Consider the following 25,964-nt stretch of genomic DNA (forward strand, 5'->3'; position numbering starts at 1 on the left):
CAACTCAGCGCTAAGAGCGGCTAACAAAACTACTGCGCTGACTGCCAGGTGGACGCGGCCGGTGCTCGGAATCAACATGTACCACTCGTACACTCCGCTTCCTCCGCGCCATCCACGCCCCACCTGACAGTTGCTTGCTACGCTTGTTAGCCGCTCCGAGGAAGCAGCACGCTGGCGTCGATATCCGCAATCTGCGGCCTGCCGCACAGCCCCATGCTCAGCTCCAGCTCGCGCTGGATCAGCCGCAGTACCTCGGTCACACCGGCCTGGCCCAACGCGGCCAACCCATACAGCCAGGCACGCCCGATGTAAGCGCCGCGCGCGCCAAGCGCCAGCGCCTTCAGCACGTCCTGGCCGCAGCGGATACCGCTATCCAGATGAATTTCGACATCGCCACCGACCGCAGCGACGATGCCCGGCAGCATGCGGATGCTGGACGCCGCCCCATCGAGTTGGCGCCCGCCATGATTGCTCACCACCAGCGCGTCCGCGCCTGCAGCGACTGCCTGCCGCGCATCGTCCACATCCAGGATGCCCTTGACGATCAGCGGGCCATCCCAGCGCGCCCGCACCCAGGCCACATCGTCCCAGGTCAGCGCCGCATCAAACTGACTGGCGGTCCATGCTGCCAGCGATGCGAGATCACCCTGGCCATCCACCTGCCCGGCAAGATTGCCGAAGCCGTGCTGACGGCTACCGAGCATGCGCAGACACCAACGCGGATGCGTCGCGAAATCGCGCAGCGTCGCCAGGCTCACACGCGGCGGCACGCTCAACCCATTGCGCAGATCGGCATGCCGCTGCCCCATGAACGGCACATCCAGCGTCAGCATCAACGCGCCGCAGCCGGACGCTTGTGCGCGCGCGATCAACGCGGCAGAGAATCCGCGGTCGCGCATCAGATAGAGCTGAAACCAGCATGGCGTCTGCACGCTGGCGCAGACCTGTTGCAGCGAACAGATGCTCATCGTCGACAGCACAAACGGCACCCCGAATGCCTCGGCCGCGCGTGCGGCCAGCACCTCGCCATCCGGATACAACAGGCCGGCCAAGCCGGTCGGCGCCAATGCCAATGGCATCGCCACCGGCACGCCCAGCAGCGTGCTGGTGGTACTGCGCCGCGCCACATCGATGGCAACGCGCTGGCGCAGCCGCAACGCATCCAGATCGCAGCGATTGGCCTGCCGCGTGGTCTGGCTCCAACTGCCCGCCGCAACGTAATCGTAGAGCATGCGCGGCAGGCAGCGTTGCGCCAAAGTCTGCAAATCGTCGACACACACAATCGCACTCATCCGCACAGGCTAGCGGCGGCCTGTGACAGTTCGGCAGGTGTCGCGTGTCGCGTCCCGGTCATCGCAGCATCATGAGTCTACGCGAGCATCTGCACTTCACAGTGCCAACGAGCCCGCATCGATGCAGCACCACATCCAGATCGAACGCGCGCGCGAGCAGCATGCCGACGGCGTGTGCGCGCTCTACAACGTCCCCGAGGTGGCGCGACAGCTGCTGGAGCTGCCGTATCGCGGGGGCGAGCAATGGCGCCGGCAATTGCTGCACGAAGACGAGCGGCAGTTGGCCCTGGTCGCACTGCACGGCGCGCAAGTCGTCGGTGCCGGCAGCCTGGGCAGCCAGGCACGGGTACGTCGCGCGCACGTCGGCGGCATCGCGCTGGCGGTCCGGCCGGACTGGCATGGCCGTGGTGTCGGCACGCGCCTGCTGAGCGCGTTGCTCGACGTCGCCGACCGCTGGATGCAACTGCACCGGCTCGAACTCACCGTCTATGCGGACAACACCGCAGCAGTGGCGCTGTACCAGCGTCATGGCTTCGAGGTGGAAGGCGAACTGCGCGACTACGCCATGCGCGATGGCGGTTTCGTCAGCGCTTACAGCATGGCGCGGCTACGTCAGGCAGGCATCGCGCTCAATGCACCAGACAGCATTGCCATGGATGCGTGAGACCAGGTCATCCAAGCCCGCCTTACGCGACTGGCACAAATCGCCGGGCAGACAACTCGACAGCATCTATAGCGGCGCGTAGCCCAAGCGTTCCAGCATCGGATTCGCCCGCCGCCCCAGGCTACGCAGCAGTTCCGGCGGCCACGCATGCCAACTCGGTACACGCGCGCCAGCATCGATCGCAAGCCCGCGCTGCGCGGTCAGGTTGTCGCCCATAAACGGCCGGATGCGTTGTTGGGCCATGCGCGGCAGCACCTGCTCAGACCATGGCTCGCCAAGAAACTCGAACACGCGCGCCCCGACCACTTCTGGCGTACGCGAAAGTTCGTCATAACCCAGCTGCAAGCAGCGATCGCCCGCACGTTCGGCAAAATCCAGCGCCGCTTCGTTGGTGGCGACCCACTCGTCGAGATACTGCATCAGATACAAGCCGGAACGCGGATTGCCCGGCAAGCCATCACGACGTACGAAACGCTGAAAGCACGACAACGCCACATCCAACCCATGACGATGCAGAAACAGAAACTTGCCGCGAAAATCGAACATCGTATCGATCACATCGAGCCGGCTGGACGAAAACAATTCCTTGGCGATCCAGCGCTGCCGCCCGAAGCGCTGCGCGTACTCGCAATGCAACTCATCGATCATGCGCCCCAAGCGCGGGTACAACCCGCTCTGCGGCAAGCCCAGATGCGGCAGCACCATGCTGCCGAGGCGCAGCAAGCTGTCGCACTTGGCCAGCTCTCCGCACAACATGTTTTCCGGCAGGCTGCAGATCGTCTCGCTGGCATTGACCAGATACGCCAGCAACGTGGTGCCAGAGCGACGATTGCCGATGATGAAATGCGCGCGATCGCCGAACGGGTTATCCGCAAGGCGACTGCTCTTATGCAGATCTGACATCAGATCGTAGGCCAACTCCGGCGAGGTCCCTTCCTGCACCAACGCAGCCCGTGTCTGCACCAGGCTGCGCTCCAGCAATGCGTCCACCCCATCCAACTGCGGCGCCAGCGCAGGCGCTGCTGCTCGCACGCGCTGCAGTTCGTCCGGCAGACTGGACAAGGTCGAAAGCAACTCGCTCAGGTCGGCTTCGTTCATGGGTCGGTGGTCCCACAGGCAGGTACCGCGATGGGCAAATGCACCGATGCATGCCCTGCCAAACAAGCATCGGCACGCACCAGCACAAACCGACGCCAGTCACGCTCGGTTGCCGAAATGCTAGGCAACGCGTGCGACCTGTGTATGACAACAAGACCGCTGAAAACCACTGAAACGGTTCAAAAGCTACGATGACGGCAGTTATCTCGCTAGCTGCAATGAGCCTGGCAACACCTTCGACGACACGACCGCTCCTCCCTGCGAGAGCGTTATCCGCAGGCACTGTCCGAACGGGTTTACCGTCGCGAGCGTGGGCGCCACTGAGAACCATAAGCCCCGCAACTTTACTGAGAAGTATCGGGTAACGGCCCTGGCGTACTGCAAATGCGTCGCAAGGCATGCAGTGTGTCGATGCTGCGATCTGCGACAGCGTGCTCTGGCGGCCAAGCTTCTGGCTCTGGACACGCAGATCCATTTTATAGAAATACGTGGCTCGGAATGGATTTCAGCAGACTTGGCTAGATGCTCCACAGGCAAAACCCACTGTGTGATCGAACCGCGATGGACTTCAGCAGAAGTCCGAACATCAAAACCTGGAGCGGGAAACGAGACTCGAACTCGCGACCTCAACCTTGGCAAGGTTGCGCTCTACCAACTGAGCTATTCCCGCTTGGGAGGCGAGATTCTACAGCGAACAGCAGGGCTGTCAACCATTGCCTTCGACTTTTTTTGGCTTGCTGCTGATTGCGGCTTTTTCATCGGCGCGCAGGCTTGGCCATGCGGCCTGCAGGTACTGAAAACCAGACCACAATGTCAGCAGCGCGGCGATCGCCAGCGTCCAGTAACCGGCGCGGAAGATCAGATTGCCGAACCAGATTTCGTGCGTGGGCATCTGCCCCGGCGTGACCGAATACAGCAGGCACAACAGCGCGACCATCTGCGCGGTGGTCTTGATCTTGCCGATCGCCGCCACGCGCACCTTGGCACGCTGGCCGATCTCGGCCATCCACTCGCGCAGCGCAGAGACGGCGATTTCGCGGCCCACAATCACCGCCGCCCAGAATGCCATCCACGGCGTCGGGTGGCCTTGCACGATCAGAAACAGCGCCACGGCGACCATCAGCTTGTCGGCCACCGGGTCCAGGAAGGCGCCGAAAGCGGAATACTGGTGATACCGCCGTGCGACCCAGCCATCCAGCCAGTCGGTGATGGCCGCCAGCCCGAACACGCCGGCAGACGCAAAATTGGTCCACGTGTACGGCAGGTAGAACACCACGACCAACACCGGGATCATCAAGATCCTCAGCAGTGTCAGCCACGTGGGGATGGTCAACTTCATTACGGACTCGACTCGCCTGCCGCATCGGGGAGCGCCAGCCCATGCAGGTTAGCGTAGATTCGCGCGGCGAGTGCGGCATTGACCCCTTCCACGCGTGCAATCTCGGCCTCGCCGGCGGCTTTGAGCCCGACCAAACCGCCGAAATGCTTGAGCAGGCTGGCCCGACGGCGCGGGCCGATACCGGGGATATCCTCGAGCTTGCTGGTCATGCGCGCCTTCTGGCGACGACCGCGGTGACCGGTAATCGCAAAGCGATGCGCTTCGTCGCGCACCTGCTGGATGAACTGCAGCGCCGGCGATGCCGCACCCGGGCGCAGCTCGCGGCCGTCGGCCATGACCAGCGCCTCGTGCCCTGCCCTGCGCTCCTCGCCCTTGGCCACGCCGACCAGCAGCACGTTCTCGATGCCCAGATCGGCCAGCGCGCCCTTTGCCTGCGCCAGCTGGCCGGCGCCGCCGTCGATCAGCAACACATCCGGCAGCACACCGTTCTCTTCCACTGCGCGCCGAAAGCGCCGCTCGATGGCCTGGCGCATCGCCGCGTAGTCATCGCCCGGCGTGATCCCGGAAATATTGAAGCGCCGGTATTGCCCGCGCACCGGGCCGCTGGCATCGAACACCACACACGAGGCCACCGTCGCCTCACCCATGGTGTGACTGATATCGAAGCACTCCACCCGCTTGACCTGCTCGGCAAGCCCCAGCATTTCGCGCAGCGCTTCGCTGCGTGCGTGTTGCGCGCTCTGGCTGGTGAGTTCGGTGACCAGGGTCAGCTGCGCGTTGCGCGTGGCCAGCAGCAGATAGCCGGCACGCTCGCCGCGCACGTTCCACTTCAACGTCACCTTGTACTCGGCGGCGCTGCTGAGCGCGGCTTCGATCAACTCGGCATCGGGGATTTCGCGATCGAGCAGGATCTCGCGCGGCGGCGAATGTTCGGCGTAGTACTGCGAGACGAACGCACCCAGGATCTCGTCGGCGCTGTCTTCGCCATTGGTCTTGGGGAAGAACGAACGCGTGCCCAGGTTGCGGCCGTCGCGAAAACTCAACAGCAGCACGCAGGCTTGGCTGGCTTGCGTGGCGCAGGCCAGCACGTCCAGGTCGGCCGCGCGGCCGTCCACGTACTGGCGGTTCTGCATGCTGCGCAGCGAGGACAGCAGATCGCGCAGACGCGCGGCGCGCTCGAACTCCAGCGCTTCGCTGGCCTGCTGCATCGACTGCATGATCTCTTCGCCAAGCTGGTCGCTCTTGCCTTCGAGAAACATCGTGGCGCGGCGTACCGATTCTGCGTAGTCGGGCGCTGCGACCAGGTCCACGCACGGCGCGCTGCAGCGGCCGATCTGATATTGCAGACACGGCCGCGAGCGATTGCGGAACACGCTGTCTTCGCAGCTGCGCAGCTTGAACAGCTTGTGCATCAGGCTCAAGGTTTCGCGCACGCCGGTCACGCCGGTGTACGGGCCGAAATAGCGCCCCTGCACCGCACGCGGGCCGCGGTGCAGCGCGATGCGCGGCCAGTCTTCGCGCGTCAGCAACACATACGGGTAACTCTTGTCGTCGCGCAGCGACACGTTGTAGCGCGGCGACAGCGACTTGATCAGCTGGTTTTCCAGCAGCAGCGCTTCGGCTTCGCTGCGGGTCACGGTGACATCCATGCGCGCCACCTGCGACAGCATCGAGGTCAGCCGCGCGTTCTTCGGCGTGCCGTTGAAATAGCTGCCCACGCGCTTGCGCAGCGCGCCGGCCTTGCCCACGTACAGCAGCGTGTCGTCGCCCGCATACATGCGGTAGACGCCGGGCGCGGTGCTCAGTTGGGCAGCAAACGCCTTTCCATCGAAATCAGCTTGGGGCCTTGCGCTCATTCTGCTATCGAAACATCGCTCAGTTCGCCACTTGCAAGGTCGTAACGCAAGACGGCATGGGCATCGGTCTCGGCAATCCAGACCGCACCTGCGGCAACCGCCAGCCCGGCCGGGCCATGCAGGCGGCGCGGCAGCTCGACCGTGGTCAGTTCGCCACCTCCCAGACGCAGGCAACGCAGACTGCCGTTGCCGGTGTCGGCGATCCACAGCAGCGGCGAATCGGCGGCCAAGGCAATCGCTTGCGGAAACTGTAGGCGGGCGGTGCCGCGTGGGCCATCCTGGTCGCCGAACAGCCAGGTGCCCTGCCCGCCGACCAGGGTCTGCACCAGATCGCCGCGCAATTGCATGGTGCGGATCGACGAACCCAACCCGTCACAGACATAGGCCACCTGCTGCACCGCAGCCAATCCGGCCGGTTGCGCGAACGCGGCCAGATGGCCGCTGCCATCGCGGATTTCGAGCGAGCCGGTGCCTGCGCGCGCGGTCAACGCGGCGCTACCCAGGTGATAGCTCCAGATGCGGTTGTCGCCAGCCATGGCGATCAACACCTGATTGTCGGCGATGGCCAGACCTTGCGGGTAATTCAGCGCAGACGCGCTGGAGGACGCCAGCGGGCCCTCGACCGGCTCGCCGGAGCGACCGGTGCCGCACAAGGTGTCGACCTGCCCGCTGCGCAGATTGATGCGGCGCAGGGCGTGATTGCCGGTGTCGGCGACATAGAGCTGGTCGCGTTCCAGCGCCAGGCCTTGCGGACGTCGAAACGCCGCTTCGCCGACGCCACCGTCGATCAGATCGGCATTGCCATGGCCGAACTGGCGCAACACCCGCCCGCCATGCGTGCATTCAAGCACGCGGTGATGGCCGGTGTCGGCGATATACAGGCGGTCTTCGGTGGCGGCCAGGCCGGTCGGAAATTGCAGTTCCAGGCGCGGCTCGGCTTCGCGTTCGGCCACGCCATGCAGGTCGATGTCCGACGGCGGTTGCTGGCCTTCGCACAGGGCAACCAATGCCTTGTCCAGATCGCCGGTCACGCCCACCAGACGTTGACGCTCGCGGCCGTAGGCATCGAGCAGCACCAGCGTGGGCCAGGATTCGATACCGAAGCGGCGCCAGGTTTCCCAGTCCTTGTCGAGCAGGATCGGCGCACTCACACCATGCCCGCGCAGTTGCTTGAGCGAGCGTTGCGGCAAGCGCTCGCTATCGAAACGCGGCACCTGCACCACGATCACCTGCAACCGCCCCGGGCTGCGCGCCTGCCAATGGGCCAGCTCGGCCAGGCGCTCGGCGCACCACACCGAGCTGGCATTGACGAACGCCAGCACCAGCGCGCGTCCACGATGCTCCTGCAAGGTGGATGGCCTGGCGTTGAGCCAGGTAGGGAATTCCGGCAATTCCTGGGTGAGCTGGGCAGTCATCCGGTAATTATGCCCAAGCCCGATTAGCTGCGGGTGAGCCTGGCCACGGTCTGGCTTGCAGCGGTGTCGACCAGCTGCCAGGCACGCTCGAAATCGTCCATGCCGCCGGTATAGGGGTCGGGGATCTCGTCGCGCTCTGCAACGCCCGCCCACGGCAGCCAGAGTGCGACCTTGTCGCGCAGCGGCGCCGGGGCAAGCCGCTGCAGATCGCGCAGATTGCTGTTGTCGGCACACAGCACCCAATCGAAGTGTTCGAAGTCCGCTGCACGCACCTGACGGGCGCGCAATCCGGAAATATCCACGCCATGACCGCGTGCGCAGCGAATGGCGCGCGGATCGGGTGGCTCGCCGGCATGCCAGTCGCCGGTGCCGGCCGAATCGACCTCGACACGCCGCGACAACCGCGCTTGGTCCAGCCGCGCACGCAAGGCGCCCTCGCCCATCGGCGAGCGGCAGATGTTGCCCAGACACACGATCAGTACCTTCATGCCGACGCCACCCGCGTCTGCGCACGCGCCAGATCGTCCGGCGTATCGATGCCGGGCGGAAACTGCTCCGGCGTCAACGCCACTGCGATGCGGTAGCCTGCCTCCATCACGCGCAATTGTTCCAGCGACTCGATGCGCTCCAGCAGGCCGGGCGGCATCGCCGCAAAACGCTGCAGAAATCCGGCGCTGTACGCGTAGATACCGATATGGCGCAGCCACTGACCGGCATCGGGCAAGGTCTCACGCTGATTGGCGAAGCTGTCGCGGTGCCAGGGAATCGGCGCGCGGCTGAAGTACAGCGCGTCGCCGTGCGCCGTGCGCACCAGCTTGACCACATTCGGATCGAACAGCTCGTGCGCGCTATCCACCTGCGCGGCAAGCGTAGCCATTTCAGCACCGGAGCGCAGCAGCAGCTCGGCGACTGCGCGGATACCGGCAGCAGGCGCAAACGGTTCGTCACCCTGCAGATTCACCACACAGGTCTCGACCTCCCAGCCGGCGATCCGTGCACATTCGGCAAGCCGGTCGGTCCCGGACATGTGCTCGCTGCCGGTCATCGCCACATGCACGCCGGCCAGGCCTTCGATCGCCTCGGCAATCCGCGCATCGTCGGTGGCCACCCAGACCTCGCGCGCACCTGCGAGCAGCGCCCGCTCGGCCACATGCTGGATCATCGGGCGATCGCCGATCAATTGCAGTGGCTTGCCCGGCAACCGCGTGGAGGCATAGCGCGCGGGAATGGCGACGACGAAATCTGCAGGCGTTGTGGTGGTCATGCGTACGCGCTCTGGGATGCAGGAAAAATTGGAGAAACGAAATAACCGAATCGCATGATGTATCTATGTGATTGAGCGAAATAACGGTATTCGGTTGGAGCAGCGATGCGCTACATCACTAGGACGCCGCTGCATACACTGCTCGCACATGCACACCGACCATCTCGACTGGTCCTTGCCCGCCCACCGTCGCGGGACCTTACGCGGCATGGATGCCGCGTAAGAGCCTACATGGATGTACTTGCGGCGTGTCCCGCGACGGTGGGCGGGCAAGGACCCTGCAGCCGAACCAAGATCACCATTGCCAGAAAAACCGCACTCACACACCCTGCCGACTCGCCAACTTGTCCAGACGATCCAGCAAACTCACCCAGAACGCGGCCGGCAACTCCGCCTTGAGCGGCACGCTGTACAACCACTCGTCGGCAAACGGCCTGCACTTCACTGCGTCCTTTTCGGTCATCAGCACCGGCAAGCGGCTGCCGAAACTGAAATCCGCAGCGCGATACACGTGATGATCGGGGAAGGCATGCGGCACCACGCCAATGCCGCGCGCGCGCAGCATCGCAAAGAAGCGTTCCGGATGCGCGATCCCGGCCACCGCGTGCACGCGTTGCCCGGCAAGCATGCTCAACGGCTGCACACGCTTGCCATCCATCGGTTGCACGCTGTCGATGCTCAGGCGCATCTGCCACTCGCCAAAACCGGCGTCTTCAGGCGTTTGCGGTGTCGCCGCAGCGCTGCCCTGCCCCAGATTGACCACACGGAAATCGCAATCGCGCGCACGCGCTGCAGGCTCGCGTAGCGGCCCGGCCGGCAGCAGGCGCCCGTTACCGTAGAGGCGTTGACCATCGACCACTTCGATTTCCACATCGCGCGCAAGCCGGTAATGCTGCAACCCATCGTCGCAGACGACGATGTCGCAACCTGCTTCGACGAGTGCGCGTGCCGCGGCCAGACGATCGCTATCCACGCGCACCCGCGCGCCGGTTTTCCAGGCGATCAATACCGGCTCGTCGCCGCCGAGCGCCACAGGCGTGTCCGCTTCGACCCAACGCGCCGTGCCCGATTCGTCGCGGCCATAGCCACGACTGGCAACACCCGGCGTCCAACCGGCTTCCTGCAATTTGGTCACCAAGGCGATCGTCAGCGGCGTCTTACCGGTGCCGCCGGCAGTGACGTTACCCACCACGATCACCGGCACCGGCACGCCGTGGCGCTTGCGCCAGCCGCGGCGATACAGCGCGCGTCGCAGCGCGATGGCAGCCCCATAGACCGGCGCAAGCATGCGCGCTGATAGCGGAATCGGCGCATTGTCGTACCAATAGCCCGGCGTGCGGGCGCCGCGCTTGCTCATGCCTGCCGTTCGCGGAACTGCATGCCGTGCAGGTGCGAATACAGCCCGCCCTGCGCCAGCAATTCACTGTGCGTACCGCGCTCGACGATGCGGCCCTGATCCATCACCAGTACCTGGTCGGCATGTTCGATGGTGGACAGGCGGTGCGCGATCACCAGCGTGGTGCGGTCCGGCATCAGCTTGTGCAAGGCATCCTGCACCAGCCGCTCGGACTCGTTGTCCAGCGCGGCGGTAGCTTCGTCCAGAATCAGGATCGGCGCATCCTTGAGCATCGCGCGCGCGATCGCCAGACGCTGGCGCTGCCCGCCGGACAGACGCCCGCCCTTGGTACCGACGTGCGACTGCAAGCCTTCGGGCAACTGAGCGACGAATTCCATCGCATTGGCGCCCTGGATCGCGCGCTCCAGCTGGCCGGCGTCGGCGCTACGCATCTCGCCATAGGCCACGTTGTCGGCGATGCTGCCGTCGAACAACATCACCTGTTGGCCGACCAGCGCGATCTGCCGGCGCAGATCGGCCAACGAGTACGCCTGCACCGGATGACCGTCGAGCAGGATCTGCCCGGCCTCGGCCTCGTAGAAGCGCGGAATCAGCTTGATTAGGCTGGATTTGCCGCTGCCCGAGCGCCCGACAATCGCCGTCACCGTGCCCGGCTGCGCAACAAAACTCACCCCCGCCAGCGCCGGATTCACCTGACCCGGATAGCGCGCGGTGACATCGCGGAATTCGATCAAGCCCTTCGCACGCTTGAGCGGGATGGCGCCTTGGTCCGGCTCGTCGGGGCTGTCGAGCACCGAGAACAAGCGCTCGGCCGAGGCCAGGCCGCGTTGCACCATGTTCTGCACATTGGTGAGCTGCTTGAGGCCAGGAATGATCGTCAGCATCGAGGTCATCAGCACCACGAAGTCGCCTGCGGTCAGCCGCCCCGCCAGTGCCTGCGCACCGGCCACGAACAACAGCGCCGACAGACCGATCGCGCCGATCATCTGCACCGTGGCGGTGGAAATGCCACGCGTGGATTCGACCTTCATCGCCAGACGCAGATTGCGGTCGGCCAGCGCGCCGTAGCGCTCCATTTCGGTCTGTTGTGCGCCGTAGATCTTGACCTCCTGATGGCTGGACAAGGTCTGATCGGCTGCCTGCAACAGATGCGCGCCGCTCTCCTGGATGCTGTGGCTGATGCGGCGATATCGCCGCGCCACCTTGTCCATCACCCACGCCAGCACCGGCGCCAGCACCAGGATGGTCAGCGTGACCTGCCAGCTATGCCACAGCATCAGTGCCAACGCACCGATCACCTGCAACGACTGCTGGATCATCACCTTGACCGCATCCACCGCCGCCTGCGCCACTTGATCCGAGTCCGAACCCAGGCGGATCAGCATCGACGGCACCGGCTCGGAATCGAACCGCGATCCCGGCAGGCGCAGATACTTGGACATCACCTTGACGCGCAGATCGCGCGCGATGCTGCGTGCGGATTTGCCCATCGCCATATCGGTGATGTAACCGGCAATGCCGCGCACCACAAACAACAGGATGATCTGCACCGGCAGCCAGCGACTGACTTCGGCGTTCTTGTAGATGAAGGTTTCGTCGGTGATCGGCTTCATCAACGCCAGAAAGCCGGTGGTGCCCGCCGCTTCGACCAGCGCGGCAATCAGCGCGGCGATCAGCAACAGACGATACGGCTTGGCGAAGGCCAGCAGGCGACGGTACGTGCGCCAGGACGAGACTGGCGCCGGGCGGTCGTTGGAGATGTTCACTGGCGGGTTCCGTGCTTGCTTGTCGTGCCGGTAGTACCGGAAGTGCCGGTTTCGGGCGCAGTCGCAATCGCGATGCGCCGAAAGCCGAGTTGCCCCAGGGCATCCTGCGCGGTGACGACAGCCTGGTACGGCGTACGCGCATCGGCGCGCATCAGCACTGTCTGCTCACGATCATCGCCGGCGATCTGCGCGATGGTCTGCTTGAGCGAATCGACATCCGAACGCAGCACTTCCTGGTCGTTGATGAAGTAACGCCCATCGGCATTGACCAGCACGCTCAACGCACGTGGCGGCGCACTGGTGTGTTGGTCGCTGGCAGTCGGCAGCTGCAATTGCAGCGTGGAGCGTGCGTCGAAAGTCGTGGTCACCACGAAGAAGATGATGAGGACAAGAATGACGTCAATCAATGGCACCAGGTCGATATGCGGCTCGTCCTGGCTTCGGTCACTGCCGATGCGCATCCGTCAGCCCTTTGCCATGACGGGCTTGGTACCCGCCGCAACCGGTGCCGCAGCGACCGGCATCGCACGTCCATCCATCGTATCCAGCAACAACGTGGCTTCCTGCTCCATCTCGATGATGTAGCCGGCGATGCGGCCCTTGAAGAAGCGATGCGCCATCAATGCGGGTACCGCAATGATCATGCCGGTGGCCGTGCACACCAACGCCTTGCCGATGCCGCCAGCCAGTTGGTTCACATCGCCAACCCCGTGATCGAGGATGCCCATGAACATCTGGATCATGCCGACCACGGTCCCCAGCAGACCCAGCAACGGCCCAGCCGAGGCAATCGTGCCCAAGGCATTCAGATAGCGCTCCATGCGGTGCACCACATGTCGGCCGGTGTCCTCGATACGTTCGCGGATCAACTCGCGCGGGCGGCCACGCACGTCCAGCGCGGCCGCGAGCAAGGCGCCCAGCGGCGAATTGCGACGCAGCGACTCGATATGGCCGGGATCCAGCTTGCCACGCGCGGCCCAGTTGCGGACCTCTTCGCCCAGACCTGGCGGAGTCACTTCGTTGCGGCGCAGGCTCCACAGACGCTCCAGCACGATCGCCAGGGCGATCACGCCCAGCAACAGCAACGGCACCATCGGCCAACCGCCCGCCTTGACCAGCTCCAACACAATTCGATTCCTCCGGCAACGCGGCCGCCTATTCGCTGGCCGATAGGATAGCAGCCGACCGCCGCCGTTCTGCAGCATCCCACAGCCGCGGCTGCCAGCGCCGTCGCTCGCGGACCTGCAGGCCGTCGGCGCCCAGCCAGACCCGGATCGCGCCGGCCTGCGCGGTGTCGAGCAGCTCGGCGCCACTGCCCTGCCAGCGCTGCACCACCTCCGCACGCGGGTGGCCGAAGCGGTTGCCGTGCCCGGAGGACACCAGCGCCAGCCGCGCGCCGGTCGCGGCAATGAAACCGGCATGCGAGCCATCGGCGCTGCCATGGTGCGGAACGATCACCAGATCGGCGCGTAGCTCGGACAGATGCCCATGCATCAATCGACGTTCGACGATCTCGCCGATATCGCCCGGCAGCAGCGCGCTTGCATACCACGTCTCCACTCGCAGCACGCAGCTGGACTGATTGCGCAGATACGGAAAACCGGCACTCGGATGCAGGAAGCGAAAGCGTACGCCGTCCCATTCCCACTGTTGGCCGGCATGGCAGCGCGTGCTGACGTCCAGCGGTGCATCCGGCGGCGCAGTGGTGATGGCAACCGGCAATCCCGCACGCACTGCTGTATAGCCGCCGGCATGATCGGCATCGGCATGACTGAGCACGATGGCATCCAGGCGGCGCAGGCCGAGCGCACGCAATGCCGGCAGTACCACCCGCTCGCCGGCGTCGAAGCCATCGCGCACTGCAGGGCCGGTATCGAACAACAGCGCATGCCGTTGCGTGCGCACCAGCACCGCCAGGCCCTGCCCCACGTCCAGCACCTGCACATCCGCCTCGCCGGCTGCAGGCAGTTCGCGGTCCGGCCATAGCAGTGGCAACCACAACAGCACGGCCAATGACTTGCCGGGCGTACCGCGCGGCAGCAACAGCCAGAACGCGCCGAGCAAGGCCAACACCAGCGCGATCGCATCGGATTCGGGCACCCACCACAACGCCATCGGGGTCTGCCCGAGCCAGACGAAGCCCGGCCAGGTCAGCTCGAAACACCAGCCGGCCAATCGCCATGCCCACACGCCCGCGCCTGGATGGAGCGCTTCGAGCGCAGTACCCAGCAAGGCGAGCGGCACCACCACGAAGGTCCACCATGGGATCGCAACAAGATTCGCGAATGGCCCGACCAACGACGCCTGCCCGAACAGGCTGACCGTCAGCGGCAGCAGGCCCACAGTGGCGACGGTCTGCGCCGATAAAAAGCCACGCAGGATGGCGCGATCGTCGGACAGCAGGCACCACACCAACCAGGCCACACCGGCGAAGCTGAGCCAGAAGCCGGCGACCAGCACGCTCAGCGGGTCCCACAGCACGACAGCCAACAAGGCGAGCGCAAGGATCTGCGCGGTCGTGGCACGGCGGCGCACAACCCGCGCCAGCGCGACCACGGCAATCATCAACACCGTGCGCACGGTGGGCAGCGCCAATCCTGCCAGCACTGCATACGCAGCGGCGGCGAGTAATGCCGCGATGGCCGCGGCGTGGAGGCGTGGAAGGCGCGTTCCCAGACCGGGCCACACTCGCCAGAGTCCGGCCACCAGCATCGCGAAGAACGCGGCGACCAATCCGACATGGAATCCGGAGATTGCGATCAGATGGCTGAGCCCGGTCGCACGCAGCGTCGCCCAGGCCGCATCGTCCAGCCCGCGCGTGTCGCCTAGCGCAAGTGCGCGCAGATAAGGCGCTGAAGGCCCGGGCACGTGCTCGGCAATCCGCTGCGACATGCGTTCGCGCCAGGCATCCACGCCACGCGGTGCCGCGATTTGCCGTGCGGCAGCAGGGACGCGCACGTAACCGGTCGCGACAATGCGCTGCGCCAATGCCTGACGTTCGGCATCGAACCCACCGGGATTGCGCAAGCCACGCGGCGCCCGCAGCTTGAGGCGCAATTGCCAACCTGCACCGGCGCGAAGTGCTGCGCGTGGACCGATGTGTTCGGCACCGAAGTCGTCGTACCAGGCCAACTGCACTAGCTTGCCGCGTAGCGATGCTGGTTGTGTGTGGTCGTCATCCACCCGCAGCTGAAAGCGCGTGCGTCGTTGCTCGGCCACCGGCAGTCCTACGATCTGGCCGCGCACAGCCAGCTCGCGCGCTTCGTCTTGCGGGAGCAGCTGCGCCTGCAAGGTGCTGGTGACTTGCCAGCCCATCAGACCGAAGCCGCACAGTGCCGTTGCCGTTGCCGTTGCCAGCAACAACAAGATCCGCTGCGGCCGCAGCCACAGGGTCAAGCCGATACCCAGCCCACCTGCACACACAAAGATCGCGTAGACCGCACGCGGCAACACCGCAGGCGACCAGGCGCACACCACCACGCCCAGCAGCAACGCCGCTGCAGCGGCGACCGCCGATCCTGCGCGCGTCGCCGACGGCACTGGTGCTGACACATCCATGCTGCCGGTCGCCTCCCGTCCGTGGTCCATCCACCGATTCAAGCTAATTGATCGCACAGCTGGACCACAGCGGCGATCGGCGCATTGGCGGGTAGGAAGACGGCTGTGCACGCGACACACGCATCACTCCGGCATGCATTCGCCTCGATTTCATGGCCGCAGCGCTATGTTCAATGCTGTCTTCGAGGAGCTCCCCCCATGCGTAAAGGCATTGCATTGATTGTCGGCGTGACCGGCATTTCTGGTTACAACCTCGCCAACGTGTTGGTCGCCGACGGTTGGACCGTCTATGGCCTGGCGCGGCGTCCGCTCGCCCAGGACGGCGTGATTCCGGTGGCAGCCGATCTGCTGGATGCCGAGAGCACCGCCAACGCGCTACGTGGCTTGCCGATCACCCACGTATTTTTCTGCACCTGGACACGCCGCGATACCGAGCGTGAGAACGTCGAGGCCAACGGCGCGATGATGCGTCATCTGTGCGAGGCGCTGAGCGATGCACCGCTGCAGCACATGGCGCTGGTCACCGGCACCAAGCACTATCTGGGTGCGTTCGAGAACTACGGCAGCGGCAAGGCCGAAACCCCCTTTCGCGAAAGCGAGCCGCGCCAGCCTGGCGAGAATTTCTACTACACGCTGGAAGACCTGCTGTTCACGAATGCTGAGCAGCATGGCTTCGGCTGGAGCGTGCATCGCTCGCACACCATGATCGGCATGGCCAACGGCAGCAATGCGATGAACATGGGCGTGACGCTGGCGGTGTATGCGTCGCTGTGCAAGCACACCGGTCAGCCGTTCGTGTTCCCCGGCTCGCAAGCGCAGTGGAACAGCCTCACCGACCTCACCGACGCCGGCCTGCTTGGCCGGCAGCTGGCCTGGGCCGGCTTGAGCCCGGCCGCACGCAATCAGGCCTTCAACACCGTCAACGGCGATGTGTTCCGCTGGCGCTGGATGTGGGGCCAGATTGCCGACTTCTTCGAACTCGAAGTTCTGCCCTGCCCCGAAACGCCGGCACCTCTAGAAGCACGCTTGAGCGAGACCGCGCCGGCAGTGTGGGCAGAGATCGCCAAGCAGCATGGTTTGGTGGAAGCCGACGTCAACCGACTGGCATCGTGGTGGCATACCGACGCCGACCTGGGCCGCGAGATCGAGTGCGTCAACGATATGACCAAGAGCCGCGAGCTGGGCTTTCTGGATTTCTACGACAGCCGCGCCTCGTTCCTGGAGCTGTTCACGCGATTGCGTGCGCAGCGCATCATTCCCTGATGCGCAAGGTCGCCGTCACATGCGTGGCGGCGACCGCGTGTTGTCAATGCGACGATTGACTCGATAGCGCTTGCGAGCACCACATCGTGAGCAAGCGTGTTGCTGCGCTAGCCGGCTAATGCATCGCGCCGATGCATCGGCAACCGGAATCAGGATTTTCAAACTGAAATCCGGAGTTCAATATGACCCAGCCGCCAGAGATTCCGACGGCTGGGCGTTGCTTACACCGCAGACGGCGCCAACTCGCGTAGCTTGCCCTGATGCAGCTCCAGCACGCGATCCAGACGACGCGCCAGGCTGCGATCGTGCGTCACCAGGACCAGACTGGTGCGCTGGGCACGATTGAGTTCCAGCATCAGCTCGAACACGGTCTCCGCCGTCTTGTCGTCCAGGTTGCCGGTGGGCTCGTCGCCGAGCACGCAGCCCGGCTTGTTCACCAGCGCACGTGCCACGGCAGCACGCTGGCGCTCGCCGCCGGACAACTCGCTGGGCTTGTGCTCGATGCGATGCCCCAGCCCGACCGATTCCAGCAGTTGCAATGCCTGCGCCCTGGCCACCGACACCTCTTTGCCGGACAACAGCACCGGCATCATCACGTTTTCCAACGCGGTGAATTCCGGCAGCAGATGGTGGAACTGATACACGAAACCCAACGCCTGATTACGCAGCTTGCCGCGCTCGCCATCGGACAACGCCGACATGCGCCGACCGGCCACATACACCTCGCCCGAGGTCGGAATATCCAGCCCGCCGAGCAGATGCAACAACGTGCTCTTGCCCGCGCCGGACGCCCCGACGATCGCCACCGTTTCGCCGGTCGCCACCGACAGATCCAATCCATCGAACACCGGCGTGCGCATCTTGCCTTCGGCGTAGGTCTTGGCCAGACCCTCGGCGCGGATCACCGCCTCTGCTTGACCTGACTTTTGCACGGCCGATTCCCGGTTCTCATTCATAACGCAGCGCCTCCGCCGGCTGCGTACGCGAGGCGCGCCATGCCGGATACAAGGTCGCCAGAAAACTCATCACCAACGCCACCACGGTGATCACCACCACGTCCTGGGTCTGCATATCGGTCGGCAGGCCGGTGATGTAATACACGTCTTCGGGCAGCAGCTTGACGCTGAAGATCGTCTCGATCACACCGAGGATGCGCTCAAGATTGAGCGTCAGCACGATGCCGCCGATCACCCCCATGATCGTGCCCATGAAGCCGATCAGCGAGCCCTGCACCATGAACACCTGCATCACGCCCGCAGGCGACAGACCCAAGGTGCGCAGGATCGCGATATCGGCCTGTTTGTCGGTCACCAGCATCACCTGCGAAGACACCAGGTTGAACGCGCCCATCGCCACGATCAGCGACAGCAGGATGCCCATCACGGTTTTTTCCATCTTCAACGAGTGATAGAGATTGGCGTTCTCCTGGGTCCAGTCGCTGACCCGATATGGACCATGCAACTTGATCGCAAGATCGCGCGCCACCGTCCAGGCCTGATCCATATCGTGCAGCCGCAGCCGCACGCCGGTGACACCATCCATGCGCAGCACGCGGGCCAGGTCCTGCATGTTGACCACCGCCAGACCGCGGTCGATCTCGTTGTAGCCGGCCTCGAAAATACCGCTGACGGTGAAGCGCTTGAGCCGCGGCATCGCGCCCAGCGGCGTGGCCTGGGTATCGCTGAGCAACACGACGATGCTGTCGCCGACATCCACGCCCAGCCAGATTGCCAGTTCCTTGCCGATGACGATGTTGTAGGAGCCCGGGGTCAGGCTATCTACCGAACCCTGCTGCATCTTCTTGGCCAGTACCGAGACCTTGCCTTCTTCGGCAGGAATGATGCCGCGCACGATGGCCGGCTGCTTGCGCGGGCCCTGCAGCAACGACTCGGTTTCGATGTAAGGTGCGGCACCGGCGATACGCGGATCGGCGGTGGCGACCTCGACCGCATGCTTCCAGTCGCGCATCGGCGCGCCGTCCGCACTGACCGTGGCATGCGCGGCCATCTGCAACAGGCGATCGCGGATTTCCTTCTGGAAACCGCTCATCACTGCCAGCGTAGTGATCAGCACCGTCACCCCCAGGGCAATGCCCAGGATCGATGCCATCGAGATAAACGAGATGAAGCCATTGCGCCGTTTGGCACGCAGATAGCGCAAGCCGATGGCAACCGGGATAGGTTTGAACATGCGGTTCAACCAGGAAAGGGACGCCATGGTGCCACTTGCGGCGGCCCGGACGAAATGGCGTGTGCCTGAGCGGCCAGACGCAGTTCACGTCGCTGCGCTGCCGGCAACGTATCAGGCCAGAAATGCAGGCGCTCGCGGCGTGCATCCAGACGCGTCCACGACACCACCGCGATCGGCCCGCGCCATGCGACCTGCAGGCTTTGTACCTGCGCGCCGTCAACGCTGGCGGGCGTTTCGCCCCAGGGCACGATCACTTCTCGCACTGGCGAACGCAACAGCATGCGCAACGTTCGTCCACTGGCCAACAGCGCGTAGGCAGACAACACCGCTGCCAGCCACACCGGCACCCCGCTACGCCAGACCGCCCAAAGCGCCAGCGCGTTCAACACGCTCAATGCGCAACCCATCCCGCGCGAAGGCCGCCATTCAAGCTGGCAAGGCGCGGATATCGGCAATGAGTGCGGCGTTGTCGGCATCGGGGCAGGCCTCGTATCCCATGAACCAGCGCCACAACTTATCGTCTTCGCAATCCAGCAGCCGTAGGAAAACCGCGCGCTCGGACTCGGACGCCTGCGCCCAGCGTTGATCCAGATAGCGCCCGAACAACTGATCGAGCTCGCGCATACCGCGCCGGCAGCGCCAGCGCAGTTTTTTCAGCAGGGTTTCTTCGTCCATCTCACTCTCCTCGCCTGACGCGGCGCCGAAAACGACAGCGGCACCAGACCAAGGGCCGGTGCCGCTGTGAACCACCTCCCCGCCAAGGCGGGGCGGCATTGCCTTGCGATCAGGCGCGGCGCGCCATCATCAACTTCTTGATTTCGGCAATCGCCAGCGCAGGGTTCAGCCCCTTCGGACAGGTCCGCGCGCAGTTCATGATGGTGTGGCAGCGATACAGCTTGAACGGATCTTCCAGATCGTCCAGACGCGCGCCGGTATCTTCATCGCGCGAATCGATGATCCAGCGATACGCCTGAAGCAGGATCGCCGGGCCCAGATAACGCTCGCCATTCCACCAGTAGCTTGGGCAACTCGTCGAGCAGCAGGCGCACAGGATGCATTCGTACAACCCATCGAGCTTGCGGCGATCTTCCGGCGACTGCAGGCGCTCGCGATCCGGCGGCGGCGGCGTCTGGGTACGGATCCACGGCTTGATCGACGCGTACTGCGCGTAGAAATGCGTCAGATCCGGCACCAGATCCTTGATCACGCTCATGTGCGGCAGCGGATAGATCGGCACTTCGGCCTTGCCGCAGGCATCGATCGCCTTGGTGCAGGCCAGCGTGTTGGTGCCGTCGATGTTCATCGCGCATGAACCGCAGATGCCTTCGCGGCACGAACGGCGGAACGCCAGCGTCGGGTCGATCTCGTTCTTGATCTTGATCAGCGCGTCCAACACCATCGGGCCGCACTTGTCGAGATCGATCTCATAGCTGTCGGTCCGCGGGTTGGCGTCGCCATCCGGATCCCAGCGGTAGACCTTGAAGGTGCGCGTGTTCTTGGCGCCCTGTGCAGGGTAATGCTTGCCCTTGCCGATCTTTGAATTCTTGGGGAGGGTGAACTCTGCCATAGCTGCTCTCGTTGGCTCAGGCGATGCGCGGTGCGAACGACAGCCGCACCGTGCGCATGAAGGTAAAGACGATGGATCCCGCCACCGAAGCGGCGGTGCAGCGACCGGCGTATTGCCGGCCCTGCCCCTGCGTGATGAAACGCCCCGACCGCTGCAAGCGATTGCCGCTGCGCCAGGACAACCCGGCGACTGGCCTCAATGCAGCGAGGGCGCGTTGCATGCGCATCGATCAGTAGACGCGCGGCTTCGGCGGGACGACATCCACGTCCTGACTCAGCGTGTACATGTGCACCGGGCGATATTCGAACTCGCACTTGCCCTTGTCGTCGACGGTGACCAGCGTGTGCTTCTGCCAGTTGACGTCGTCGCGGTCCGGGAAGTCTTCGTGCGAATGCGCGCCACGGCTTTCCTTGCGCTGCTCGGCCGAATTGATCGTCGCCACCGCATTGAGCAGCAGGTTGTTCAACTCGTAGGTCTCGATCAGATCCGAGTTCCAGACCAGCGAGCGGTCGGAGACCTTGACGTCTTCGAAGGTGGCGAAGATCTCGGCCATCTTGTCCACGCCTTCCTTAAGCGTCTTGCTGGTGCGGAACACCGCAGCATCGGACTGCATGGTGCGCTGCATGTTGTCGCGGATCACCGAGGTCGGCGTGGAGCCGTTGGCGTAGCGCAACTTGTCCAGCAGGCCGAGCGCCTTGTCGCAGGCATCTGAAGGCAAGGTCTTGTGCGGCTGGTTGGGCTTGACCGTCTCGGCGCAGCGGTTTGCCACCGCACGGCCAAACACCACCAGATCCAGCAGCGAGTTGGAACCCAACCGGTTGGCACCGTGCACCGACACGCAGGCGGCTTCGCCGATCGCGTACAAGCCCGGCACCACCGCATCCGGGTCGTCGCCCTGCTTGCGCACGACTTCGCCGTAGAAATTGGTCGGAATGCCGCCCATGTTGTAGTGCACGGTCGGCAGCACCGGGATCGGCTGCTTGGTCACGTCCACACCGGCAAAGATGTGCGCGCTTTCGGCAATACCGGGCAGTTTTTCGTTGATGACTTCCGGGCCGAGATGGGTCAGGTCGAGCAGGATGTGATCCTTGTGCTCGCCCACGCCGCGGCCCTCGCGGATCTCCACCGTCATCGAGCGCGAGACCACATCGCGCGATGCCAGATCCTTGTAATGCGGTGCGTAGCGCTCCATGAAGCGCTCGCCGTTGCTGTTGCGCAGAATGCCGCCTTCGCCGCGCACGCCCTCGGTGATCAGGCAGCCCGCACCGTAAATGCCGGTGGGATGGAACTGCACGAACTCCATGTCCTGCACCGGCAGGCCGGCACGCATCACCAAACCGCCGCCGTCACCGGTACAGGTGTGGGCGGAGGTGGCGCTGAAGTACGCACGGCCATAACCGCCGGTGGCCAGTACCACGCCGTGGGCGCGGAACAGATGCAAGGTGCCGTCGGCCATGTCCAGCGCAAGCACGCCGCGGCAGACGCCTTCTTCGTCGAAGATCAGGTCGAGCGCGAAGTACTCGATCATGAAACGCGCGTTATGCGCCAGCGACTGCTGATACAGCGTGTGCAACATGGCGTGACCGGTACGGTCGGCCGCCGCGCAGGTGCGCTGGGCAGACGGGCCTTCGCCGTACTTGGTGGTCATGCCACCGAACGGGCGCTGATAGATCTTGCCCTCTTCGGTGCGCGAGAACGGCACGCCGTAGTGTTCGAGTTCGATGATGGCCGGGATCGCCTCGCGACACATGTACTCGATCGCGTCCTGGTCGCCCAGCCAATCGGAGCCCTTGATGGTGTCGTAGAAGTGGTAGCGCCAATCGTCTTCGCCCATGTTGCCGAGCGCGGCGGAAATACCGCCCTGCGCTGCCACAGTATGCGAACGGGTCGGGAAGACCTTGGTCAGGCAGACCGTCTGCAGGCCCTTCTGGGCCAGGCCGAACGTGGCGCGCAGGCCGGCGCCGCCGGCGCCCACCACGACCATGTCGTACTTGTGTTCTGTAATCTTATAAGCGGACATCTAATCTGGATTCCTGTTCTGGGTGCCCGATGACTCAGGCACCGCCCAGCGCGATGCGCGCCACTGCGAAAATGCTGACGATCGCACCGAGCGCGGCGACGAACTTGACCGTGGTCTGCAACGCCAGCGCCAGCAACGAGTTGTGGATGTAGTCCTCGAGCACGACCTGCAGACCGATCTGCGCATGCCAGAACATCGCCACCAGGAAGCCGACCAGCAAGATCGCGTTCCAGGGTTTGGACACGGCCGCAACAGCGGTCGGGTAGTCCGAACCGAGCAGGCTCAGCACGAAGACCAGGAACCAGATCGACAACACCACCAGCGCGGTGGCGGTCAGTCGCTGCAGAACGAAATGCTCGGTGCCGGTCTTGGCCGCGCCCAGACCACGCACATTTTTCAGCGGGGTGCGGTAACGGTTCATGCGCCAGCTCCAATCAATACATAGGCCCAGATCGCAGCGGTGATCAGCAGGCTGACCACAACCGAGGCCCAGCCGCTACGCACGAAGGCGGGAATGCTGTAGCCATACCCGAAGTCCTGCACGATGTGGCGGATGCCGTTGGACAGATGGTAGGCAAATGCCCATGTCCAGCCGAACAGGAACAGCTGGCCATACCAGGCGCCAAGCTGTTGCGTGAGGCAGGTCCAGTGGTCCTGGCCGAGCATCAACACCAGCAAAGCGGCGGCAATCACCAGCGCTCCTCCTGACAGAATGATGCCGGTCGCTCGATGCAGGATCGAGGTGACCATTTGTATCTGCCAGCGGTACACCTGGAGATGCGGGGAAAGAGGACGTTCTCGGATCGCCATTCGCTGGGCTCATTATCTCGGCTGGGCGGCACTAGGCCGCTGTGGCTAAAAGCTGATCAGAAATCGATGCAGCGTCCATTTTTTTCCCAGTCGCCGTAGCGCGTTGGCTCAGGGCCGTCGCGCCCACCAATCTCCTTGGGCAGTGGCTGCTTCTCGGGAACATGCTCCTGAGGAGAAGGCTGCGTCTCGGAATCCTGCGCTGGGGTGGGGGTTGGATGGCCTATCATAGTGGTCTCACAACATTGCGATTTTAGTCCTCCCCTTCCATGGCTGACAACCTGAATCTTATTCCACAGGGTTTTGGCTCCCTGCACGACATGCAATACGTCCGCTTGATCGGGACGGATGCAGTGGCGTTCGCGCATGCGCAATTTGCCAACGACGTACAGGCGCTGGTGGTTGGGCAGTGGCAGTGGAATGCGTGGTTGACTGCGAAGGGGCGCGTGATTGCCATCTTCGCACTGTTGCGTGAGGACGACACACACGTATTGATGCTGTTGCCCGACGGCAACGCGGCCGAGATCGCCTTGCAACTGGGCCGTTTCGTGTTCCGGCGCAAGCTCAAGATCGTTGTTGCAGCGCTATCTGCCTACGGCGGATTCGAAGCAGCGCAACGCGCGCGGGGCGCACAGGCCGATATCGGAACGCAGCGTATCGAATTGGATATGGGCACGGCCGCCCTGCCCCGCACCTTGCTGTTGCACACCGACCAGGCATTGGCAGCGCCTATCGAAGTGCCAGGCGTGGATGCGCAGTGGCGCCGCGCCGATCTGCAACTGGGATTGGTCCGCCTGCCCGATGCACAACGCGAGCAGTGGACACCGCAACAGCTGGCACTGGATCGCCTGCACGCCTTCAGCGTGAAAAAAGGCTGTTATCCCGGCCAGGAAATCGTCGCGCGCACGCACTTTCTGGGCAAGGCCAAACGCGCTTTGCAGCTACTGGAAGTCGATGGCGCCATCGAGGCGGGCGATGCGGTCACGCTGGATGGCACAGCCATCGGCACGCTGGTGAGTGTTGCCGGCACTCTTGCGCTGGCGGTGCTGCCGCTGGAGCTGACATTGGACGCCACCACCGCACTGCAAGCAGGCGCGCACAGCGCACGCCCACTTGCCATGACACCCGGATTGGAGCGTTAAGCCGGATCCAGCCGCTCGCCGGTGGCCGGGTCGAAGAAGTGCAGCGCCTCGCTGCGCAACGCCAGGCGCAGTGGCTCACCGACCGCCGGCAAAGCCTGCGGCGCGACGCGGATGACCAGCGGCTGACCGCCACGATCCAGGTTGAGGAAGATCTCGTTGCCGACCGGCTCGATGACTTCCACCTTCGCCTCGAAGCCCAGCAGCGCATCGCTCGACGGCTGCAGATGCTCCGGGCGCACGCCGACGATCACCTCGCGATCGAACCAGCTGCGATCCACCCGCGCCGCACCCAGTGGCACACGCCAGCCGTCGGCCATGACCAGATGCAGGCCGTCCTGCTCGTCCAGCCGCCCCTGCAGCATGTTCATTGCCGGGCTGCCGAGAAAGCCGGCCACGAACAGATTGGCCGGGCGGTCGTACAGCGCCATCGGGCTGTCGATCTGCTGGATCACGCCATCCTTGAGCACCACGATGCGCTGGCCGAGCGTCATCGCCTCGACCTGGTCGTGGGTGACGTAGATCATGGTGGTGCCGAGCTTGCGGTGCAGCTGCGCAATCTCGGTACGCACGCTGTGGCGCAGCTTGGCATCCAGATTGGAGAGCGGCTCGTCGAGCAGGAACACCGACGATTCGCGCACCATCGCCCGGCCCAGCGCCACACGCTGCCGCTGGCCGCCGGACATCGCCTTGGGCAGCTTGTCGAGCATCGGAGTCAGGCCAAGCAGTTCGGCGGCGTTGTTGACGCGTTCGGCGATGACCTGCTTGGGATGGCCGCGCAGCTTGAGACCGAAGGACAGATTCTCGGCCACGGTCATGTGCGGATACAGCGCATAGCTCTGGAACACCATGGCGATGTCGCGGTCTTTTGGTGCCACATCATTGACCACGCGCTCGCCGATCTTCAGCCTGCCGGCACTGATGTCCTCGAGCCCGGCGATCATGCGCAGCAAGGTCGACTTGCCGCAGCCGGATGGCCCCACCAGCACCATCAGCTCGCCATCGGCGACTTCGAAGCTCGCACCCTGCACCGCGACCTGGCCATTCTCGTAGACCTTGCGGACACCTTCCAACTGCACTTTCGCCATCTTCGGCCTCAACGTAAGTTGTGCGCCCTGCCCTCGGCCCTCCCGACGGCGGTGACGCCACATGCGCTTTCAAGGAAATCTCCTGCAAGCGGATGCATTGGTTTATTCTGACATGTAATCGTTTTCACATGGCAACATCGATCTCGGGAGGGACCATGACGCCAGTTACCCACGCCGCTGTTTCAAGCGGTGCAGCCTACCGTGCGAGGCCAGGCATTTCGCCACGCATGTGCAGGTCTACCGCCGCAGCGCTAACCGCTGACGGCCACTTGCTGCAACAA

Annotated in this window: 25 protein-coding genes, 1 tRNA gene, 1 other RNA gene and 1 pseudogene; 4 read left to right on the forward strand and 24 right to left on the reverse strand. The window is 64.3% G+C overall.

Translation table 11 applies throughout. From position 1 onward, the window contains the following. The first annotated feature begins 76 nt into the window (after positions 1–76). Positions 77–152, forward strand: a non-coding RNA gene (locus tag NMB96_RS18035) — sX9 sRNA. On the opposite strand, the gene NMB96_RS18040 is transcribed toward NMB96_RS18035, so the two are convergent. Beyond that, on the reverse strand, positions 147–1,280 hold the full coding sequence (locus tag NMB96_RS18040; RefSeq protein ID WP_303623037.1) for an alpha-hydroxy acid oxidase: 1,134 nt from the start codon (positions 1,278–1,280) through the stop codon (positions 147–149). The genes NMB96_RS18035 and NMB96_RS18040 overlap by 6 nt on opposite strands. Before the next feature lie 133 nt (positions 1,281–1,413). On the opposite strand from NMB96_RS18040, the gene NMB96_RS18045 reads away from it, so the two are divergent. Continuing rightward, the gene (locus NMB96_RS18045; protein WP_255085363.1) at positions 1,414–1,956 is read left to right on the forward strand and encodes a GNAT family N-acetyltransferase; all 543 of its coding nucleotides are present in this window, start codon (positions 1,414–1,416) and stop codon (positions 1,954–1,956) included. Between the two features lie 66 nt (positions 1,957–2,022). Here the strand turns inward: NMB96_RS18045 and NMB96_RS18050 are convergent, their stop codons facing one another. The 12 genes and pseudogenes from NMB96_RS18050 to NMB96_RS18105 form a co-directional block, all read right to left on the reverse strand. Next, positions 2,023–3,054 (reverse strand): sulfotransferase family protein, encoded by a 1,032-nt coding sequence (locus tag NMB96_RS18050; protein ID WP_255085364.1) that lies wholly within the window; start codon positions 3,052–3,054, stop codon positions 2,023–2,025. Between the two features lie 594 nt (positions 3,055–3,648). Further along, positions 3,649–3,724, reverse strand: a tRNA-Gly gene (locus tag NMB96_RS18055). Between the two features lie 36 nt (positions 3,725–3,760). Next, positions 3,761–4,393, reverse strand: a complete 633-nt coding sequence (gene pgsA / locus NMB96_RS18060; RefSeq protein ID WP_023904078.1) for a CDP-diacylglycerol--glycerol-3-phosphate 3-phosphatidyltransferase — start codon at positions 4,391–4,393, stop codon at positions 3,761–3,763. Then, positions 4,393–6,249: an excinuclease ABC subunit UvrC gene (gene uvrC / locus NMB96_RS18065; RefSeq protein ID WP_023904079.1), complete on the reverse strand. Its 1,857-nt coding sequence runs from the start codon at positions 6,247–6,249 to the stop codon at positions 4,393–4,395. Before uvrC ends, pgsA begins: the two co-directional genes overlap by 1 nt. Then, the gene (locus NMB96_RS18070; RefSeq protein ID WP_043889226.1) at positions 6,246–7,664 is read right to left on the reverse strand and encodes a nhl repeat protein; all 1,419 of its coding nucleotides are present in this window, start codon (positions 7,662–7,664) and stop codon (positions 6,246–6,248) included. The genes uvrC and NMB96_RS18070 overlap by 4 nt, the downstream gene beginning before the upstream one ends. Positions 7,665–7,687: 23 nt before the next feature. Then, positions 7,688–8,152, reverse strand: a complete 465-nt coding sequence (locus NMB96_RS18075) for a low molecular weight protein-tyrosine-phosphatase (RefSeq protein WP_023904081.1) — start codon at positions 8,150–8,152, stop codon at positions 7,688–7,690. After that, positions 8,149–8,928 (reverse strand): 3-deoxy-manno-octulosonate cytidylyltransferase, encoded by a 780-nt coding sequence (gene kdsB, locus NMB96_RS18080; RefSeq protein WP_023904082.1) that lies wholly within the window; start codon positions 8,926–8,928, stop codon positions 8,149–8,151. Before kdsB ends, NMB96_RS18075 begins: the two co-directional genes overlap by 4 nt. 319 nt (positions 8,929–9,247) lie before the next feature. Further along, the gene (gene lpxK / locus NMB96_RS18085) at positions 9,248–10,285 is read right to left on the reverse strand and encodes a tetraacyldisaccharide 4'-kinase (RefSeq protein ID WP_023904083.1); all 1,038 of its coding nucleotides are present in this window, start codon (positions 10,283–10,285) and stop codon (positions 9,248–9,250) included. Beyond that, positions 10,282–12,051: a lipid A export permease/ATP-binding protein MsbA gene (gene msbA / locus NMB96_RS18090; RefSeq protein WP_023904084.1), complete on the reverse strand. Its 1,770-nt coding sequence runs from the start codon at positions 12,049–12,051 to the stop codon at positions 10,282–10,284. Before msbA ends, lpxK begins: the two co-directional genes overlap by 4 nt. Beyond that, complete coding sequence (locus tag NMB96_RS18095) at positions 12,048–12,512, reverse strand: ExbD/TolR family protein (protein WP_006449594.1); 465 nt, start codon at positions 12,510–12,512, stop codon at positions 12,048–12,050. The genes msbA and NMB96_RS18095 overlap by 4 nt, the downstream gene beginning before the upstream one ends. 3 nt (positions 12,513–12,515) lie before the next feature. Further along, entirely contained in the window at positions 12,516–13,178 is a 663-nt protein-coding gene (locus tag NMB96_RS18100; RefSeq protein ID WP_023904085.1) for a MotA/TolQ/ExbB proton channel family protein, read from the reverse strand. Further along, positions 13,072–15,639, reverse strand: a pseudogene (locus NMB96_RS18105) (DNA internalization-related competence protein ComEC/Rec2); the annotation flags it as partial. The gene NMB96_RS18100 and the pseudogene NMB96_RS18105, both read right to left, overlap by 107 nt. 168 nt (positions 15,640–15,807) lie before the next feature. Between NMB96_RS18105 and NMB96_RS18110 the strand changes: the two are divergent. Continuing rightward, positions 15,808–16,872: an SDR family oxidoreductase gene (locus NMB96_RS18110; protein WP_255085366.1), complete on the forward strand. Its 1,065-nt coding sequence runs from the start codon at positions 15,808–15,810 to the stop codon at positions 16,870–16,872. Between the two features lie 221 nt (positions 16,873–17,093). Here the strand turns inward: NMB96_RS18110 and lolD are convergent, their stop codons facing one another. From lolD to NMB96_RS23440, 10 genes are all read right to left on the reverse strand, one after another. Continuing rightward, on the reverse strand, positions 17,094–17,777 hold the full coding sequence (gene lolD, locus NMB96_RS18115; protein ID WP_095574784.1) for a lipoprotein-releasing ABC transporter ATP-binding protein LolD: 684 nt from the start codon (positions 17,775–17,777) through the stop codon (positions 17,094–17,096). 43 nt (positions 17,778–17,820) lie between these two features. Beyond that, positions 17,821–19,062 carry a lipoprotein-releasing ABC transporter permease subunit gene (locus NMB96_RS18120; RefSeq protein ID WP_023904089.1) on the reverse strand — a complete coding sequence of 414 codons (1,242 nt, stop codon included), beginning with the start codon at positions 19,060–19,062 and terminating at the stop codon, positions 17,821–17,823. 5 nt (positions 19,063–19,067) lie between these two features. Then, a complete protein-coding gene (locus NMB96_RS18125) occupies positions 19,068–19,538 on the reverse strand; it encodes a YgfX family protein (protein WP_043889228.1) in 471 nt (156 codons plus the stop codon). Beyond that, positions 19,489–19,737, reverse strand: coding sequence for an FAD assembly factor SdhE (locus NMB96_RS18130; protein ID WP_023904091.1), 249 nt, complete (start codon positions 19,735–19,737; stop codon positions 19,489–19,491). Before NMB96_RS18130 ends, NMB96_RS18125 begins: the two co-directional genes overlap by 50 nt. 109 nt (positions 19,738–19,846) lie before the next feature. Further along, a complete protein-coding gene (locus NMB96_RS18135; protein ID WP_006449601.1) occupies positions 19,847–20,629 on the reverse strand; it encodes a succinate dehydrogenase iron-sulfur subunit in 783 nt (260 codons plus the stop codon). A 16-nt stretch (positions 20,630–20,645) separates the two neighbouring features. Then, positions 20,646–20,849, reverse strand: coding sequence for a hypothetical protein (locus NMB96_RS18140; protein WP_043889229.1), 204 nt, complete (start codon positions 20,847–20,849; stop codon positions 20,646–20,648). Positions 20,850–20,858: 9 nt separating this feature from the next. After that, positions 20,859–22,649, reverse strand: a complete 1,791-nt coding sequence (sdhA, locus tag NMB96_RS18145) for a succinate dehydrogenase flavoprotein subunit (protein WP_023904093.1) — start codon at positions 22,647–22,649, stop codon at positions 20,859–20,861. 34 nt (positions 22,650–22,683) lie between these two features. Then, positions 22,684–23,070, reverse strand: coding sequence for a succinate dehydrogenase, hydrophobic membrane anchor protein (sdhD, locus tag NMB96_RS18150; protein ID WP_023904094.1), 387 nt, complete (start codon positions 23,068–23,070; stop codon positions 22,684–22,686). Further along, on the reverse strand, positions 23,067–23,459 hold the full coding sequence (sdhC, locus tag NMB96_RS18155) for a succinate dehydrogenase, cytochrome b556 subunit (protein ID WP_006449605.1): 393 nt from the start codon (positions 23,457–23,459) through the stop codon (positions 23,067–23,069). Before sdhC ends, sdhD begins: the two co-directional genes overlap by 4 nt. 56 nt (positions 23,460–23,515) lie before the next feature. Beyond that, entirely contained in the window at positions 23,516–23,824 is a 309-nt protein-coding gene (locus NMB96_RS23440; RefSeq protein ID WP_318768392.1) for a DUF1674 domain-containing protein, read from the reverse strand. On the opposite strand from NMB96_RS23440, the gene ygfZ reads away from it, so the two are divergent. Then, positions 23,726–24,598 (forward strand): CAF17-like 4Fe-4S cluster assembly/insertion protein YgfZ, encoded by an 873-nt coding sequence (ygfZ, locus tag NMB96_RS18165; protein WP_023904095.1) that lies wholly within the window; start codon positions 23,726–23,728, stop codon positions 24,596–24,598. The genes NMB96_RS23440 and ygfZ overlap by 99 nt on opposite strands. Here ygfZ and NMB96_RS18170 read toward each other — a convergent pair. Beyond that, positions 24,595–25,683: an ABC transporter ATP-binding protein gene (locus NMB96_RS18170; RefSeq protein ID WP_043889230.1), complete on the reverse strand. Its 1,089-nt coding sequence runs from the start codon at positions 25,681–25,683 to the stop codon at positions 24,595–24,597. The two genes, ygfZ and NMB96_RS18170, sit on opposite strands and share 4 nt — an antisense overlap. Between the last annotated feature and the right edge of the window lie 281 nt (positions 25,684–25,964).

It is taken from the genome of Xanthomonas hortorum (assembly GCF_024339125.1).
GTDB lineage: Bacteria > Pseudomonadota > Gammaproteobacteria > Xanthomonadales > Xanthomonadaceae > Xanthomonas > Xanthomonas hortorum.